This is a genomic window from Pontibacter akesuensis (assembly GCF_001611675.1).
In the GTDB taxonomy this organism is placed as follows: domain Bacteria; phylum Bacteroidota; class Bacteroidia; order Cytophagales; family Hymenobacteraceae; genus Pontibacter; species Pontibacter akesuensis.
Genome location: NZ_CP014766.1, coordinates 2,712,480 through 2,730,105 on the forward strand (window position 1 = coordinate 2,712,480; position 17,626 = coordinate 2,730,105).

A 17,626-nucleotide genomic window follows, 5' to 3' on the forward strand; every position below is an offset into this window, starting at 1 on the left:
TATCACATAACCATCACATAAGATTTGCGTCTAATAACTGCCTTTTTAGACGTATAGGAGCTCTTTTAATCTTACATGTGTGGATAACTCGTATCTTAGTCACATAACCATCACATAAGATCCTATCCAAAAGATTAGGCCCATATGGGAACATACTTTGCATGCTTCTTAGATTTGTTGTCAGGATCATAGTCCTTTACAAGACCTGCCTGCTTTGTGTCATCTATGATTCTTGATGCAATAGAATAGTTGTGGCTCTCTATGTTGAATCTGTCTCTTAAGCTTTGGTTAGTCATTTTCTCATTGGATACATACTTTAAGCAGCAGTGCTGATAGCAGGCTCTTATTTTATCAGCTTTATCCATTTGATTGAGTTCCTGATATGCATAAACTGTAACTTTAGTATGTGTCTCTTGCTCCTGAAAGTTTGGAGCTGGTAACTGTGCCAATTCTACCTCAGATATAACTTTATCAATACCGCTTCCTTTTTCTTCGCAAATACCCACTCTGCGCATGAAAGCAGCTAAAGTTTCATTCCGAGATTGGTATTCATCAATAAATCTTAGAGTAGTAATAATAGGTTTACCAGGATTGGTTATTTCAATTCTATCAGAGTAAATCTCAACCATTGGACCTGTACCCGTTTCATAAAAGTCTTGGTGAATTAAAGCATTGGCTACTAACTCTCGAATCGCTAACTCAGGATACATAGAAACAGTCTCTCTAAAAGCTCTTCCTATTGCTTCGTTTGAAGGCAATTTGTCATTAATATAATCAAGTAAACCCGCGAATCCTGATGCATATCCCTTTACTCCTGGTAAGTCTTTTACAGTTCTTAATTTGTTCTTGCCTTCATAAATAATCACTCTAATCGATTTACGGGAGAGTCGATCAAACTCATTGATATTCTTTGCAAATAATATACCTCCAAGATTCGTGATGTTGAAGTAGCCTATATCTTGGCCAGGTGTGCTTTCTTCATCTACAGAGCCAATAATGGAATGATATATAGGATAAGTTAAACTTTTATCACCTAAGTGCAACTTTGTTTTGCCATTATACAGATTTGTTAGACGACCTACATTGATAAGAGAATAGTTACTATTATGTGTTTCTAAAGCGAATGGCTCATGATTACTATTTACTGTATAAGGTATCATAATTTCTGCATACTGCCCAAGGATACTTTCTAAATGCCTTGCAAGCCCAACATCGTCAAAGATGCTAAAGAAGCAATTGATTTTTTGAAACTCATCAAAGCCAGTTAATACACGATAAGCTCTTTTGTTTTTCTCTAAATATTCTTCTAAAGAAGAATATGCCGGTAAGCAGATTTCGTTCATGATTATAAATTTTTTAAAATTTTTATAAATAATTTAATTTATCTGCGTCATGACTGCAAATGAGGCAACAAAGAGCCTTGAGCTATAAATTTATAGCCCAACGAAAGTAGATAGTCCAATAAATCTTCAGGAGAAACTAATTTCTGAAACCTTTGCTAGCTTTGTACGTAGCTGGCCTTGTAATCTATTATACCAAATTCAAATGAAAATGTTACGGCAAAACTGAGATTTATCTTCAATAGTCTATATAGTTCTTCAAGAATTTTAGTCAGCAGGGATTCCGGGTGTGGGTGATTCAATGTTCTCCGGCATATCTGGATGCTAATCGCATTCCTGACTATTTACTTTTGCCTTTCATTTTTTTAATCTGCTTTTGATTCTTAGAGATCGTATTGATTATGCCATTGTTTACATTGGCAGATACTTCTACAGCCCCGGATATGTGTCAAATGCTTAAGCGGCTACCGGCAGTAAGGTGGATTCAGTAAGAGATGGAGCAAGCGACTCTATATTAATTGTTGGCTCAAGAGATGTTTCTTGCATGAAGACTCTTTTTATTAGCTCCTGTGCCTCTTCAGCGTCCTTCTTCAATACTACAGTGCTGTCGTGGATAGTTAGGACGAACTTTCTGCGTCTTTGCAGTTTCTTTACAACCTGCCCAATGATGATATCTGCCTCTGCCTTTTGCATCTCAAGGGACAGTGCTTTATGGCCTCTGTCGTTGTTACCTTTCTTCTTCTCAATGAATGCAGCTACATTCGGAAATATAGACCTGAATAGTTTACCCTCAACCTGTCTGATGCTGTAGTGCGTGGTGCAGTAGAATATTTTACCGAACATCGAAATTTTAAACTTCTTTCGCTTCTCTCTTGGAATTCTAAGTTGATCCATAAGAAATTCATAGAATTGACCGCTGGAAGTAAGATCAATGTAATGCTGAACATCTGCCGGCACTGGTTTATCCTTGAATTCTTGCTTTAGCAGGATATTCAGGAACAGAGGCTGACTATTTCTTATATCTAGGTTTACCAGCTCCTCACTTCGGTGTCTTTTATGGTAGAGGAATTTTCTAAGGTCTCTGCTGAGTGAGCATATGTTATGGTAAAGTCTGCCGGTGATATTCCCTTCTTTTCTACCCAGCGTCACGTAAAAGTCTTCGTTGTAGATTGACGTTGCTGTGATCATATCAGCGTTGTAGTGGTTGAACAGCATTGATATTAACTCCTGTAGTGTTCCTTCTACACCTTCCTTGAACTCGTATAAGTTCAGTGCCTCCTGATTTGCCAGATATAATCTAAAGTCACTATTTTCTAAATATCCGACGCTCTTCTGCAGCTTAGTGTCAATGTATTTAAACACTGCTTTTTTTATACCGACCTGGCCTAACTGCCTGAAAATGTATCGGGCAGCTTTATTCTTTGGAAGCTCTTCCGTACGTAGCTTTTCTAGGTTAGCTGAAAACTCTTCTTTATAAACCGATCTGAGTACAACTTTGGACATGTAAGCCGGGGCTATAGCGTACCCATATGATTTAGGTTCTTTGCCCTGTTCTTCAGCAAACTTTCTAGGCAGGAATATGCCGTCACATATTACAATACCCCATTTAATGAGGTTTCTTATTATCTCTTGGGTTTTACTTTTCAGGTGCTTTGCTCTAAGAGTAGCATAATTGATAATCGAGAAACCATTATAATCATCAGCTGAGAAGCTGAGAGCCTGGATCCGGACTATGAGGTGGATGAAGCAGTTGTATTTGTCCTCGTGTTCTTTTATGTATTTCCAGCTGTAGCCTTTGTGTCTTAATATGGCTCTTATGTCGATCTTCGACGGAACTAGAAACCCATTATTCCTTTTCACTCGTGTTCACTCATTTAATCACTCTATGTTATTTTGTCTCTGAAGGTCTCAATCCTACTAACCCATTTAGCTTTTTATACAGGAAACCGGTAAGGCCGAGTTTTGAGACGTTGGAGTGTACCTTACCGGCTCCTGTTTTTATAAATAGTAGGCGATTGTTTTTTTGAAACTCCTTAGTTCTGCATTGCTTCACAAAGTGGCCTTTATCTATACTTTAAAGAATTTTTTGTAATCCAATATACCTTCTCATGTATACTGTTATATGGTGATATACTATTGAAAGCTAGTAACTTAATGTTTGAGAGTGCGCATCATTAGAGACATTAAGCAGTTAATACATACAGGAACCTATCCATTACATATTATAGTGATGATAGAATAGAAGAGTATGAAACGGATGAATGATATCACTAGAAATCATAGTGAAGAAACAACTATGAGTGCACTTATTTGAAGGGATGTAATTAAGAGCCTACAATAAATAGGTGGAGCTGCCTTATAATAAGTATGTTAATTTTAGTAGATAAAATGTTTCTTACACATACACCCAGCTGAACAAACCGATTGCGATAAAATAAGAAGGAGTTGCCTTTTTTATAATGATGATAGTTGCTCTGTCCTACCGGCCCCTCTAGATTAATCATATGAAGGTGTGGCTACAGGAGCTTTCTGCTCTCAAATTCATAAGCCTACGCTATCTGGCAAACTGCCGTTGAGTGCTACACCTCAGCAAAGAAATCTCGCATGTGATACAAACCAAAAGAGGATACACTCTATTTCTGGCAATATGATCATAAGCTACCTATACTGCCAGACAAGTTTAGCCGTTCTGTCATGAAGTAATCCCTTAACAATAGTATTAGTTTGAACTATTAGTCTGCTTTAGGAACCAAATCATTAAGACCATCTACTTTGCTTAGATACTTGTAAAGCTCCTGTCGGGTCTTCAGCTGTTTTAGAGGTGCTGCTAATTTGAAGATTCTCTCTGAATCATATTTTCCGGTTAGCAAACTAAGTAAGTTCGAAACCTTACGTCTTATAGTGTGTGGCGGCAAGCCCATATATTGTGATACCTCTTTTAAGGTCAAAGGACTGGCTGAGGATCTGTTGTAAAGAATTAAGTCTAAAGAGTTTAAGTCACGGGCACACTCCCTCATTCGATTTTCGTGATCATATACAGCACTTGATTCATCATATAAAAAAAAAGGATCTACTGCTGCACCCAATATAGAACCAGATGAATTTCCTGCCGAAAACGATCCATTAATACTCTTAGTCGATTTTGATAATTTTTCCTGAGCTAAAGGTTCATAGCTTGTCCAAGAACAATCTGAATAAAGCCGATCTGCGATTTTTTCCAAGCGATGACCTTGGGGAAGTAATTCTGCTCTCTCCAACGAAGCCTCAATAATCGCTTCCATACCTACACGCAGCATAGGAGGGTGAACAGGGGCTTTAATATTCTCATCTCCCCCGAATCTTTCCTGTCTTAACAGCTTAAGTGCAAGTATATCCGGTGCAGAAGGATCTTTCAGAAGATTGTGTTCCAAGTTCCACAATACGGTACCGATCAAATGATCCTTGTTTTTGAAAGTACTCTTCAGGTAAAGATACGCTCCAATAATGCCAAGCATAGGGTTAGTGAATTTTCCATTTACCAATTCTGATATGACTCTCTCACTAAAGGTATATACCCCATTCCGAAAACGCCTGAGGGCAAGGTCAGTGATAAAATGATCTCGCTCTGTTGTTCTAAACAGTGCTCCAACAGGTGAAAGCAGTATTTTCATATCAGAAAAGGCGATCCTATGGCGGTATTCAGTAGTTAAGAATAATTGAGTTACCCACCCTTTATACACGTACAAAGGGATTTCTCTGGCTTCATCTTTCCCAAAATACTGTAGATAATAAGGTCCGGAGGCTAAATTTGTACAATTACTACTCCACCCTTGTTCAGTATCCTGCATAGTGCCGCTGTTTTCAGGATATTTTATTAGAGGGTAATGATGTTGGTCATATAATGTAAAGCCTTCAAGCATAGGCTTAGAGTCAGAAAATGAATGTCTTTGTTGATGTATAAACAGCATGATGCCGCCACTTACAGAACTCGATTTACTTTCAATAATTCCCGGATTTGAAAGGCTAAAATCTATAACCTCAGAAAGGATATTGCCCACGGAACCTGATTCACAAGACCAGTTGAAAGGTATCGAAGAATTATAGCCTGGGAAATCGATTTTGTAATTTTTATCATCATTCAGGTATATCACTTCATCTTTTACACTACCATGTAGCTGACTTCTGAGGGTGTATAAACCTGCCGGAAGAGTAGTCTGTACCTGTCCATATGCTTCAGCACGATGCTGCTGACGGGCATCTAGAATCTGCAGCTTGACAAACTCACCCAGCCACTCATGTTTACCGGTATCAGCGGATACAGTAAGCTTAAACTGTAACATTTATTACCTCCTTTCCAGCTTCAACAAAGACACTTTTGATTATTGCTGATCTATCCGCTGAGTAAACGATGGCATGAAAGACTGGATCTAAATGAACAGAAATCACCCCAGTGGGGTTCTCCCACTCATCGATACTTGAATTCGTCGCACCATTTATCAACAGGTATTTACCTTCTATCCCGCTGCCAAAATCAAAATTGCACCTAATCTTCTTCTCCATTACAGAATTGAAAAGAACTCTGAAAGTTGCCTGATCAAAGCCAGAATTTCTGAATCTCGCCTGCTGATGCATTCCTGTCTGTTCAGAAAGACGTATGGTTTCACTCCTCACATAATCCTGTAGCTCATGTAGAGTTATTTGTCCGTTCCTAGCTGCTCCCCCTTTTAGGCCGTTCAAGAGTGCAGTGGTAAAATGACCGCGGTACTTATCATGTTGCTGACTTTCAAAAGATTCATCGTTGTGTAGTGTGGCATAGCCAACGATATAACGTGTGGAAACGGGCCCTTCCTCTTTAGGAAGCCAGGAAAACAATGGAAAAAGGCCCCTTCGGTTTAATGAGCGGCTACGACAACAGTCTAATAAAAAGATTACCTCCTCAAATAAACCACTTTTAACTACTTCACTACGGTATTCCTCCGAGCTTATCACACTTGCTGGCCTGAATTCACTCCAGTTAGCCATACACAAGCCGTTGTCATCATCGCTTTGCAATCCTATTCCATGTCCGCTGAAATAGAAGTAAAACCGTCTGCAAGATTCTGGATTGATGATCGCTTTCTTATAAACCTCTTCAAATGCTTTGTCTACTTCATCGTGTAAAGGCTCTACAGGAGAATCGTTTGACAGCACTGTGACGATTCTGCTTGTATCTTCGATTCCTCCCCCGTTTGGATCTTTTAACCAATCAAACATGGCCTCCACATCCGGGTGCGCGCCAGAAAGGGGATGGTACTCCGGATAATGGTTTATACCTATCAACAATGCGAAATCTACTGCCATATGTTTGTCCTTAACCTTCCAATATGTGCTTAATACTTTCTTGTGTAATAGGGTCATCATCAAACATGCCGTGTTTGATGGCTTTGGTATGATAACCATCTGGTACACCATCTTTACTTTCGGCAAGGGCAAGAATGGCCTCTCCATCATCCCTGAATAAAAAGGGGTGTACTAATTTCCAAACTTCATCCTGTATTGGGGCGGTGGCCCCTATGTGCCTTTCCATACCCAGGATGGGCAGGTCAGCTTCTGCTGCATTCTCAAATATGCCGGAAACCATGTAAAGAAGAGATCGGGGGTAAGCCTTGTTCAACATGGCATCCTTTACTTCGAAGTCATCACTCATTGTAAACATCCTAAAGCGCTGAATCTGGTCAGAGTGCGCTAAAACAGTTTGCTTGAAGAGAGAGAGGTTTACCGCAGGAGCTAAAAAGATAATATTCTCGATTTGTATTTTGATATTCCTTAGACGCACTGCATTTATCAATTCACATATACTTATGCAGCCTGCACTATGGCCAATGAGGCTTATCTTTAAATTTTTATTTGTGGCTGCATAGCCAGTTAGAGTATCTAAAAGATATGTTCCTCCATGCAACTCTTCCAGTGGCAACTGATCGTTTGGGAGCCACATATTTTCGGCTTTGACTTTCATGCCTTTCCAAGCCCATGCTCCAATATCAGCGAAGTAGTATTTCCGAAGTATCTCTTCAACCAGAGTAGGGTAGAACCCATGATCCCGGCCGCCTTTAAACCTTTTGTAAATTTGCCACCCTACCTGAGCCAGAGAGGAAATCGCGCTAGCTAGAGAAAGAATGCCTTTTTGCCCACTGGCTGCTTTTTCACTAATGTTTTCCTGCTTCAATAATGTGGCGATTTCTTCATCTGCCAAGCTTTCATCCAACGCAGTTTTAAGGTCAGCTCTTTGATTAGGTTTTAGCATCTCTTGTTCCAGTTCTTGACGCAAAAGAAGCTCAAGCTGGTACTGATGATAATCCATTGGGCCACTATTGGCTCCTTTACTTCTTGCCGCATGTAACTGGTCATCTAGTGATTCGAAAGGGCGATCTTTTTCAAGTTCTTCTAGAATTTGTTCTTCCGATGGTTCCCTGCTTCTTCCCTTAACTCCGGCTAATTCCAATCCAATACGCTTACTGAGCTTTTTAACCAATAAAGTGGTAAGTTTTTGGAAAAGCTTACTTTGATGAATCCGGTGAAGTTCATCTCGTATTGTTTCGATGACACCAGTTTCCCAGACTATGCTTATCCCCTCTACACCTGCCGGTTCAAAAACACGTTCATGCATCATCAAGGCTGCAGCTCTGCCACTTGATTCACTGACCAAGCCGCCATGCAGGTAGATCGCAATATGATTCACCCCTTTCTCTTCCCAACTCGCTCTCCAATTGTCAACCTGCTCAGGGCTACTATGTAACTCACCGGACCTGCTGAAGTGTCCGTTTTTTCCAGTGTTAAGAATCAATGCAGAAGCCATTAGTTAAGCTATAGTTTGCTATTTGATACGAATATAATAGTAATGTGTGTGTATATTTTTGTATTTTTATAATGATTTAATGCTGTTAAGTTTAGAAAGGAGTCACTGTACAAGAATCATGAAGTCATCAATTTTTAGAAGAGACAATAAAGTTTGAATCTTCTAAACTTATGTATGAAGGCCAATAGTGAATTTGCCAACATGAATTATCTAAGTCAATAATACTATTTTCATGCATCTGTGAAGCTAACTCAGTAGGGAGTGGTTCGCCATAAGGCGTTGGTTTACCTGCCTCAATAAGTTTTAAAGGGCAGTGTGAGCTATCTTACACAGTTTACTCACAAATCTTTTTTAAAGGTTTTCTCCACAATGGCAGTTCCTACTGTAGAACATTGTCAGGACGATCTTCAATATAGGATTACATGGGCTTAACTAGATCTTTCTTTGGTCCGGCTAAATAGTGGACTTTGCTACACTTTTGGAGTAAGATTTTTAAGCCAACATCTTCTTTCAAGGAAGAAGGTTGTAGCTGTCTAAAGCATTTACTATAGTAAATTAGAAAAAATTATACATTACTATAACTGACCTTTTGCATACCATCCTGTACCCTTATCCATTATTTACCACCCTTATAGCCCCTTTCTGTCAAGTTAAAAACACTTATAATGTTCTACAAACAAATATTATTGGAAGAACTCAACCAAAAAGGCTGAAAAGGACTAATAATACCACCCCTGCCACCCCATTTTGCCTGTATCCTCCTACCTCCCCCCATCTCTCCCTCCCCCCCCAATGTTGTAGGGGCCTCACTCATAATTCCTGACAAAATTTTTGATTTTAAATTTTCGAAAATATGTAATATTTTATATATTATTATAATTTAATAGAGTGTTCTGGTTTTGAAAGATCTGGCTATGTATATATTGTTAACATAGTGGTACAATCTTATCTGCTAAGGAACAAATGAATACCTACAGTAACATAGGCTTAAAACCATAACAGTGAAAGAGGTAAACAAGCAGAGTCCTAATCAGTATCTGATTGTTAATTAGAATTTAGATGTTCATTATGTGTAGAACCGCTTGATAACTCTAACATTTGATTTACAGAGGAAAGAGAAGATGCTAAGATATGAAGCTATGCAGATACTTAGAGTGCAGCAAAGTTAGGCTTTCATAAAGCTATTACAAGCTATAAGGGGCTAAAGTGGGAACCGAAACAGCTGTATTGAATTATAATCTAGTATCGACTATATAACTGGAAGACCACCAAAAGTTACATAGAAAAGAAAATATAGCAAAAAGTTTGTTAAACAAGATAAGCTGCAAACCAGAAGGTGCACTGGGTTGAACCGTTGAAACAATAAACGATTCGAGTTCTGATTTCATTCAACATAACATTATATTAAAATATATTTTTTTATATATTAGCAATGGTTTAAGTATCACAGCAAACCGGTACATGATGCTGTGATACTTAAATTATGTTTCTCAACTAATTTATCAGAGCCCTACCAATACGACCACCAAATGAAAACTTACTTAAAGAAAGGTGATGATTGATTACTCCTCTATTGAAACTACACCTGCTGAGCCAGAGGCAGGGTCTATGATTGAGACGTTCCGGGCAATAGGATATAGTCTGGAAGCTGCAATTGCAGACATTATCGACAATTCTATATCAGGCGATGCAAAGAACATTTGGATAGACTTTGACTGGAAGGGAGCTGAAACATGGCTTTCTGTGAAGGATGATGGTCGTGGAATGAATAATGAGGAGCTGGTTCAGGCAATGCGCCCTGGGTCTCGTAATCCTAATGAAATACGTAGCAGTAAAGATCTGGGCAGATTTGGCCTGGGCTTAAAAACAGCTTCCTTCTCTCAATGCCGCAAGTTGACTGTTATTTCCAAGAAGAGAGGTTTCAGCTCTGTTTTCTGGACATGGGATTTAGACTTTGTTCAAAAAACCGGCAACTGGAACCTTATAAAACTGCTGCCTGCTCCCTTCACAAACAACCAGCTGAACGATGCCGAATCCGGTACCATCATTATCTGGAATGATATTGACAGATTAGTTAAGAGCTTCAGTCAGAATGATAAGGCTGCTCTTGATAAATTCCTACAGGTAATGGAACAGGTGAAGAAACACTTGGCGATGACATTTCACAGGTTTGTTGAAAACCGTAAGATAAGCCTTTGGTTTCAACAGCGTGAAATACAGGCATGGGATCCTTTTTTAATAAATGAGCCGGCTACTCAAAAGTTTCCCGAAGAACCACTTCATAATGCTAAAATCAGGGTTCGTGGCTTTGTCCTTCCGCACAAATCAAAGTTAGCTGATATAAAATTCAGAGAGGCTGAAGGACCTAAAGGATGGAATGCACATCAAGGCTTCTACATCTATAGAAATGAGCGGCTTCTTCTGGCAGGGGATTGGCTGGGTATGTTTAGGAAAGAAGAACACCTGAAACTAGCCAGGATAATGATAGATCTGCCCAACAGCTTGGATGCTGAATGGCAGATAGACATAAAGAAATCAGTCGCAAGACCCCCATTAGTGCTGCGAGATCAACTTAAAGCCTATGCCAGCAGAGTCAGAGCACAGGCAGTGGAAGTCTACAGACACAAGGGCAAGGTCCTGAAGAGAAAATATGCTGAAGTCCAGTTCCAGCCGGTCTGGTTGGAGAAACAGCGTCACGGGAAGCGTTTCTATTCTATAAACAGAGAGCACCCTCTATTACAACCGCATCTAAAAGCTGATAACATCACACCACAAAGTTTCTCTGAAATTCTTAAATATATTGAAGAGACTATCCCAATACCACTGATTTCTTTAAGAGAGAATGAAGATGAGGCTGGATATTGTAGACCTTTTGAAGGTGCAACTAATACTCTCATTGAAAGAGATGTTAAGATATTCTTTGAGTCTCTATGCCATAAAGGGAAATCTAAAGAGCAAGCGAAGGCAATCATTTTAAATATTGAACCTTACGACCAGTACCCGGAAATTATAGCACAGCTCAACTAAGCATGTTAACAAACGCGATCAAAGCAGTCAAAGCCTTACTACCTGAATCAGGCGTAACTCCGTCTGATATAGATGAGCAAACAGACTTCATTCTAAGCAACCCAAAATTCAAAGATGTAGACAGGGATTTGCTGATCAGCGAACTCCGAAACCAGTACACAATGGTGCTGGAAGGGTTTAGGATTATTGAACTGGATGACCCGGAAAGAAGAAAGCCATGGGTAGCGTCGAAAAAAGTTCACAGAGACAATTGGCCCTTTTGGTTAAGGTACAAGAACTATTTGATGTATAACAAGGGATTCGCTCCTTCCCTGATTGATGAGCTTGATAGACTGACGGATCGAATCCTAGACGGACTTTTTGACCCTACCTCTGACATCGGTTTCGATAAAAAAGGCTTGGTTGTTGGCCAGGTACAGTCAGGTAAAACATCTAACTATACTGGATTGATAAGCAAAGCCGCTGACGCAGGTTATAACCTGATCATCGTTTTGGCAGGTCTCCATAATAACCTCCGCTCGCAAACTCAGCTTAGAATCGATGAAGGGTTCCTGGGCTTTGATACGCAGTACCAGAGAGCTTTTAATACTGGAAGGCATCTGATCGGAGTTGGTGTAGGTAACTCTGCGCAGCCGGCCCACTCTATCACTGACAGTAGCGAAAAAGGAGATTTTTCAACCAGAACTGCCGGTGTAAGCTTCAACACGAAAGAGCCAATTATTGCTGTTGTTAAAAAGAACTCATCAGTACTAAAAAAGCTCTATCAGTGGTTACATAATCATTCCTCTGAAGTAGGAGGGAAGAGGTTAATTCAGGACAAAACCTTATTGGTTATCGATGATGAAGCTGATAACGCCTCAATCAATACTAAGAAGAATCCTGAAGAAAGAACAACTATCAACAATGCGATAAGGCAGGTGCTCGACCTGTTTTCTAAAAATGCTTATGTGGGTTATACAGCTACCCCTTTTGCAAACATTTTTATTCCATCGACGGAAAGAGATAACCTTTTTCCACGTGATTTTATAGTCAATATACCACCTCCTCCCTCTTATATTGGCCCGGAAAAGGTATTTGGGTTTGATTTTTATGAGGATGATACAGACACTCCACATTCTGTGCTTCCAATTGTAAATCGAATAGATTCTACATTAGAAGATAAAACAGAATTAGAACTGTTCATTCCTTCCGGTCATAAGATGGATGATCCCAAACCGACTTCTATACCTGAGTCTTTAAGAACGGCTATTAAATGTTTTATCCTAACCTGTGCAGTACGAAAGCTAAGAGGTCAGAAAAAAGAACATAACTCTATGCTAGTACATGTTACCAGATTCAAGAAGTGGCAGTTTCAGATTAAGAAGTTAGTAGAGGAGGAATTCAACTTTTATAAAAATGGAATTGACCTTAATATCCCATCTATTATTGCCGAATTAAGGCAAGCGTTTGAGCAAGACTCTCCTCACTACTGCTCATACATTACTACAACACAGAAGGTGTTAAATTCTCCTTTCAAAGATCTTGATCCAAATATAAAACTGCACTCTTGGGAGGACGTTGAGCCATTTCTGTATGAAGCCGTCATAAACACCAGAGTAAAGGAGATAAATGGAGGCTCTGGTGAAGCTCTTGACTATTATGAAAACAAGGATTTAGGGCTATCAGTGATAGCTATTGGTGGTGATAAATTATCAAGAGGTTTGACTTTAGAAGGTCTTTCTGTAAGCTATTATCTTAGGGCATCGAAGATGTATGATACCTTAATGCAAATGGGTAGGTGGTTTGGCTATAGGCATGGATATGCAGACCTGTGTAGGTTGTTCACCACAGGAGAACTCAATGAGTGGTTCTGCCATATTACAAGAGCTACTCAGGAGCTAAGAGATGAGTTTGACTACATGGCCAATACAGCCGGATCCTCTCCGGAAAAATATGCTGTTAAGGTTCGTACTCACCCAGGCGTATTACAAATTTCAGCCTCAAATAAAATTCGCTCGGCTGTTCCCATTGAAATTTCCTGGGCAGGCAGGCTTGTAGAGTCGTATGAGCTTGTAAAAGATTATGATATAAACAGTACGAATCTTCTGCAAGCATCAAAACTTTATGAATCATTAATCTTAGGAAGATACGAAACAAAGACAAAAACAGGAGATACAAAAATCTGGTATGATGTTCCTCCTGATTTAGTTCTTTCATTCTTTGATGGCTTCAGGGTTGTGGAAAATCTGAAAGCTTATAATCCTGAAAATCTGAGCAAATTCATTAACCAGCAAATAAAGAATAAAGAATTAACACACTGGAGGGTGGCATTTATGTCAAAGAGTAAACCTTCCAAACCTTACGCTTTAAATGATTTGAACGTTGGTCTTTTTGTGCGTAATGAAGCCGATCCTAATAATCACAATGTATACTATATTAGGAAGTCTCACATAATAGACAAGAAACATGAATCTATTGATTTAGAGGCTGAAGAGTATGACAAAGCATTACGACTGACAGAAGAGGAGTGGGAAAACAAGAAGAAGAAAGGGAAGCCACAGAGCCCTTCAGGTGAAATAGTTAGAAATGAAATAAGAAGTCCAGAGAACCCACTTTTAATGCTTTACTTTCTGGATCCTGACGGAACATCTGATTGCAGAGAATGGGATATTCCTATTATTGGTTATGCAATCAGTTTCCCCAGGAGCAACTACTACGAACCAGTTACTTATGCAGTCAACTCAACTTTGCTTCCCTATTTTGATATAGAAACTAACACCCTTGATTTTGATGAGGACGAAGATTGATATTATCTGGGAGGAGCTTGAAAAAACCGAGCTGTCTCCTTACCCCGTCCTGATGCGTGGATATCCGGGTAAAGTTTTGGCAGAAGTTTACATTGGTTTAAAGGTGCATGATAGCCAAAGATGTTTGGCTGTACATCTTGATAACGCCAGTCTTTCTCAGGTGAGAAGTTTGGGAGAACTTGAGGATATAAAGTTTGAGGTCTTTCTTGATACAAAGAATAAGTCAAAGGTATATCTGCTAATACTGCTTTTAGAGCCCACCTTAAAAGAAATTTTCTCTACCCTCTGTGAAGATCTTATTGCCAGCATATCAGGCATCAAAGATGAGAGGAGATTGGTAAGAGGCTTAGTTAGCCGGTTAGAAAAATGGGTTTCTCTCTTTATTAAAGCAAAGTCTCCAGGGCTTTCACAAGAGGCACAGCTGGGCCTTTACGGTGAGCTTTACTTTTTAAGGAAATGGCTCTTGCAATCTAATGAGAGGGAGAAATGCCTAAAAGCTTGGGTAGGTGTGGAAAAAGCTGTTAGGGATTTTCAGTTTGGAGATTGGGCACTGGAGGTAAAGGCCAGCCATGGCAACAACCATCAGAAGATCCATATTAGTAGTGAAAGACAGTTAGATACAAGTAATCTTCGCAACCTGTATCTGTTTCATTTGTCGCTAGATGTACGGCAGGAGTCAGGTGAAACGCTCAACAGTATTGTTGATTCTATTGTTGAAATACTAACAGAGGATTACGTACTCTGGTCTCTTTTTCAAATTAAATTAGTAGAGGCCGGTTATATAGCTCAGCATCGGGAACAGTACACAAAAAAAGGGTACTATACCAGGAATGAAGCTTTTTATGAAGTGAAGGATGCTTTCCCTCGCATCGAAGAAAAAGATCTTAGGGAAGGGGTAGGGGACGTGAAATACACAATTATTAGCAGCGACTGTAGCTTTTACTCTGTAGATGAAGTCCAAGTATATCAAAACATAAACTGATATGGCAAATAGTCTGGAGAATCTGGAACTTAATAAGTTTTATCACAACATTCAGCAGGATATCAGATCTGCTCAACTTGCAGAGGAGGAAGGTGGTGCCCTTGAACAGATATTCACTCAGGTTGCTGTAGATCTTCTGTCTGATGCCGGGGAGACAGAGAATGCCCGTGTCTCTTATGATGAGAAAGTATTAAGGACGGGAGTCCAGCATAAAATAAATGCCTATGCATTATCTGACAATTATGAAACGCTGGATCTCTTTATAACAGTATATAATGGCACAGATGATTACCTGAGAGTTTTTAAAGATGAAGTAGATAAAGCAGCCAAAAGAATCACTAATTTCTTCCGGAATGCAGTTTATAAAGATTATGTTAATGAAATAGAGGAATCTTCCGAAATCTTTGATCTGGCTCATACTTTAAGCGATTCGCATGAGTTGAAGGACGGACTGGTACGGGTTAATGCGTTTATCCTTACAGACGGAATCTATCCTGGAGATAGTCTTCCAGATCAGATGGTATCGGGTTACCCCATTTACTATAGAGTAATAGATCTAAATTATCTCTATAACATATCCGAAAGGTCACATGTCCCTATAGAAATAAACTTCAAGGAAGATGGATTTCAGGTGCCGTGCATATTCTCCCCATCTGAAAATGATGAATATCAGTCGTATTTAGCTATTATATCCGGCGAGGCGTTAGTTAATATTTATGAAAGGTTTGGGTCCCGTTTACTGGAGCAAAATGTCAGATCGTTTCTTCAGTTCACGGGTAAAATCAACAAAGGTATTCGTAAGACAATCCAGAATGAGCCACACATGTTCCTCGCATTCAATAATGGATTGGCTGCAACTGCGGAAGAAATTCTGATAGAACCTTTACCTGATGGAACAGGGAATTCCGTGACATGGGTAAAGGATTTGCAGATAGTAAATGGTGGGCAGACAACCGCTTCAATATACCATACATGGAAAAAAGACAAAGCAGATGTCTCCGGTATATTCGTGCAGGTAAAACTGAATGTGATAAAGAACAAAGAGAACTTTAATAATGTTGTTTCACGCATTGCTGAGTATGCAAATACGCAAAATAAAATCTCAGTATCCGACCTAAGTTCCAATAGTGAAAATCATATCCTGCTTGAAAAGCTGTCCCGCACCATATGGGCACCACCTGTATCCGGCAGAACTCAACAAACAAGGTGGTTCTATGATAGGGCCAGAGGACAGTATAAAACCGCAATGCTTAAGGAAGGGTTTACCAAAGCTAAGAGAAAGGCTTTTGAGCTGAAGAATCCTAAACAGCAGGTTTTTACCAAAGAGGATCTGGCAAAATATGTAAACACATATCAGGAATTATATGACGGGAAAAAGCTGGTAATTGGGCCACATTATGTTGTCAGGGGAAATCAAAAGAACTACGTTCAGTTCATCAACTATAATTTCAGCAAAAGACCAGACAATATATTTTTTGAGGATGCTATTGCTAAAGCCATTCTTTTCAGGTCGGCAGAAAAGGTGTATGGGGTAAAACCTAATGCCATTGGTGATATGAGATATGTTACAGTCCCTTATTCTATTGCTTGGCTTGGCTATAGGTTACAATATAGGTTAGACCTGTACGCCATCTGGAAAGCACAAAGTATCAGTGACACCCTTCGGGAAAAGCTTCGGGAAATAATGGTATGTGTGGAGACCTACATCAAGTCTAATGCTCCGGGGTCTCTTTATGGTGAATGGGCTAAAAAGGAAGATTGTTGGAACTCTGTAAAGCAGCAGGAGTTCGATATTTCCTTTGATAGCATTAATAGTGATTTAGAATTAAAAAATCAGAATCATAAAAGAATAAAAGTATCAGAGGATGAAACCCGTTTAGCTGAGGTAGAAGCTCTTCAGGAAAGGCTAAAATCTGTACATCCTAAGACATGGGAGAAAATAGAGCAGTGGGGTAAGGCAACCGGTAAACTTTCCCCATACCAACGTAATATGGCTCGAACTATCGGAATGAATTCCAGCAGAAACAGAGGGTTGAGCGAGATTGAATATAATAATGGTCAAAATATATTAGATACAGCCATCGAAGAAGCATCTGAGATATTCTTTGATATGGAAGATCTTTTTGCTGATGATGTAAATGCTGTAGAGACTAAGCACGTTATAACTATTGAGCTTATCCAAGAAGTTGTTAAGTGGGATAAGAAAAACAAAAAGCTTCGTGACTTCGAATATCGCTTTATGGCTGATTTAGCCGAGGGTAAGAAAACTCTAACGGAAAGGAATACTTTATTAGCAATCCGAAACTATGAAAAAGCCACAAAGTGTGGCTTCGAAATATGTAAAATAGTTTAATGATTTTTTAAAGAAGACATAAGCCTCAGCGAAACTTAAAAAAGATATAACAGGGGACTCTATAAGCCTCTATTATATGAAACTAAAAGAACTTATGTGAAACAGGTGCTAATGGTTGCTCCAAAGTAATATGGCAGCTGCAGTTTTTCCGAACACGTGTACGAGCAGGCCTTTAACCGAACTGACTTTAGAGGCGTTTTTTAGTTTGTGTTTTCTCTTACCACCTGCTAAACAGGGATCACGGATACAGCCGAAGAGTACAAGGCATTGCCGGCTCTTTACCCGCTGCATTTCATCCTCCCAGCCGTCAGAGTAGGAGCTTTC

General features: G+C 39.5%; 9 protein-coding genes. 4 read left to right on the top strand and 5 right to left on the bottom strand.

What is annotated here, in order from left to right; all coding sequences use genetic code 11:
• Window positions 1-134: 134 nt before the first annotated feature.
• The 5 genes from A0W33_RS11605 to A0W33_RS20925 all read right to left on the bottom strand — a co-directional run bounded on the left by A0W33_RS11605 (window position 135) and on the right by A0W33_RS20925 (window position 8,154).
• Entirely contained in the window at window positions 135-1,343 is a 1,209-nt protein-coding gene (locus A0W33_RS11605; RefSeq protein WP_068838288.1) for an ATP-binding protein, read from the bottom strand.
• Between the two features lie 453 nt (window positions 1,344-1,796).
• Entirely contained in the window at window positions 1,797-3,200 is a 1,404-nt protein-coding gene (locus A0W33_RS11610) for a hypothetical protein (RefSeq protein WP_068838289.1), read from the bottom strand.
• An 872-nt stretch (window positions 3,201-4,072) separates the two neighbouring features.
• A complete protein-coding gene (locus A0W33_RS11615) occupies window positions 4,073-5,659 on the bottom strand; it encodes a hypothetical protein (protein WP_068838290.1) in 1,587 nt (528 codons plus the stop codon).
• A complete protein-coding gene (locus A0W33_RS11620) occupies window positions 5,646-6,659 on the bottom strand; it encodes a caspase family protein (RefSeq protein ID WP_068838291.1) in 1,014 nt (337 codons plus the stop codon). The genes A0W33_RS11615 and A0W33_RS11620 overlap by 14 nt, the downstream gene beginning before the upstream one ends.
• Before the next feature lie 10 nt (window positions 6,660-6,669).
• Window positions 6,670-8,154, bottom strand: coding sequence for an alpha/beta hydrolase (locus tag A0W33_RS20925; RefSeq protein ID WP_068838292.1), 1,485 nt, complete (start codon window positions 8,152-8,154; stop codon window positions 6,670-6,672).
• Between the two features lie 1,554 nt (window positions 8,155-9,708).
• Between A0W33_RS20925 and A0W33_RS11630 the strand changes: the two genes are divergently transcribed.
• From A0W33_RS11630 to A0W33_RS11645, 4 genes are read left to right on the top strand one after another with little or no spacing between them, the layout of a single operon-like run.
• The gene (locus A0W33_RS11630; protein WP_139237189.1) at window positions 9,709-11,181 is read left to right on the top strand and encodes an ATP-binding protein; all 1,473 of its coding nucleotides are present in this window, start codon (window positions 9,709-9,711) and stop codon (window positions 11,179-11,181) included.
• A 2-nt stretch (window positions 11,182-11,183) separates the two neighbouring features.
• The gene (locus A0W33_RS11635; protein ID WP_068838294.1) at window positions 11,184-13,967 is read left to right on the top strand and encodes a Z1 domain-containing protein; all 2,784 of its coding nucleotides are present in this window, start codon (window positions 11,184-11,186) and stop codon (window positions 13,965-13,967) included.
• Entirely contained in the window at window positions 13,951-14,949 is a 999-nt protein-coding gene (locus tag A0W33_RS11640; protein WP_068838295.1) for a PD-(D/E)XK motif protein, read from the top strand. Before A0W33_RS11635 ends, A0W33_RS11640 begins: the two co-directional genes overlap by 17 nt.
• A 1-nt stretch (window position 14,950) precedes the next feature.
• Window positions 14,951-17,302 carry an AIPR family protein gene (locus A0W33_RS11645; RefSeq protein ID WP_082815212.1) on the top strand — a complete coding sequence of 784 codons (2,352 nt, stop codon included), beginning with the start codon at window positions 14,951-14,953 and terminating at the stop codon, window positions 17,300-17,302.
• Window positions 17,303-17,626: the final 324 nt, after the last annotated feature.

Bases quoted from the DNA above. Each gene is read 5' to 3' on its own strand.
- A0W33_RS20925 (WP_068838292.1), bottom strand. From the start codon at position 8,154: ATGGCTTCTGCATTGATTCTTAACACTGGAAAAAACGGACACTTCAGC.
- A0W33_RS11615 (WP_068838290.1), bottom strand. From the start codon at position 5,659: ATGTTACAGTTTAAGCTTACTGTATCCGCTGATACCGGTAAACATGAG.
- A0W33_RS11630 (WP_139237189.1), top strand. From the start codon at position 9,709: ATGATTGATTACTCCTCTATTGAAACTACACCTGCTGAGCCAGAGGCA.
- A0W33_RS11640 (WP_068838295.1), top strand. From the start codon at position 13,951: ATGAGGACGAAGATTGATATTATCTGGGAGGAGCTTGAAAAAACCGAG.
- A0W33_RS11620 (WP_068838291.1), bottom strand. From the start codon at position 6,659: ATGGCAGTAGATTTCGCATTGTTGATAGGTATAAACCATTATCCGGAG.
- A0W33_RS11645 (WP_082815212.1), top strand. From the start codon at position 14,951: ATGGCAAATAGTCTGGAGAATCTGGAACTTAATAAGTTTTATCACAAC.
- A0W33_RS11635 (WP_068838294.1), top strand. From the start codon at position 11,184: ATGTTAACAAACGCGATCAAAGCAGTCAAAGCCTTACTACCTGAATCA.
- A0W33_RS11605 (WP_068838288.1), bottom strand. From the start codon at position 1,343: ATGAACGAAATCTGCTTACCGGCATATTCTTCTTTAGAAGAATATTTA.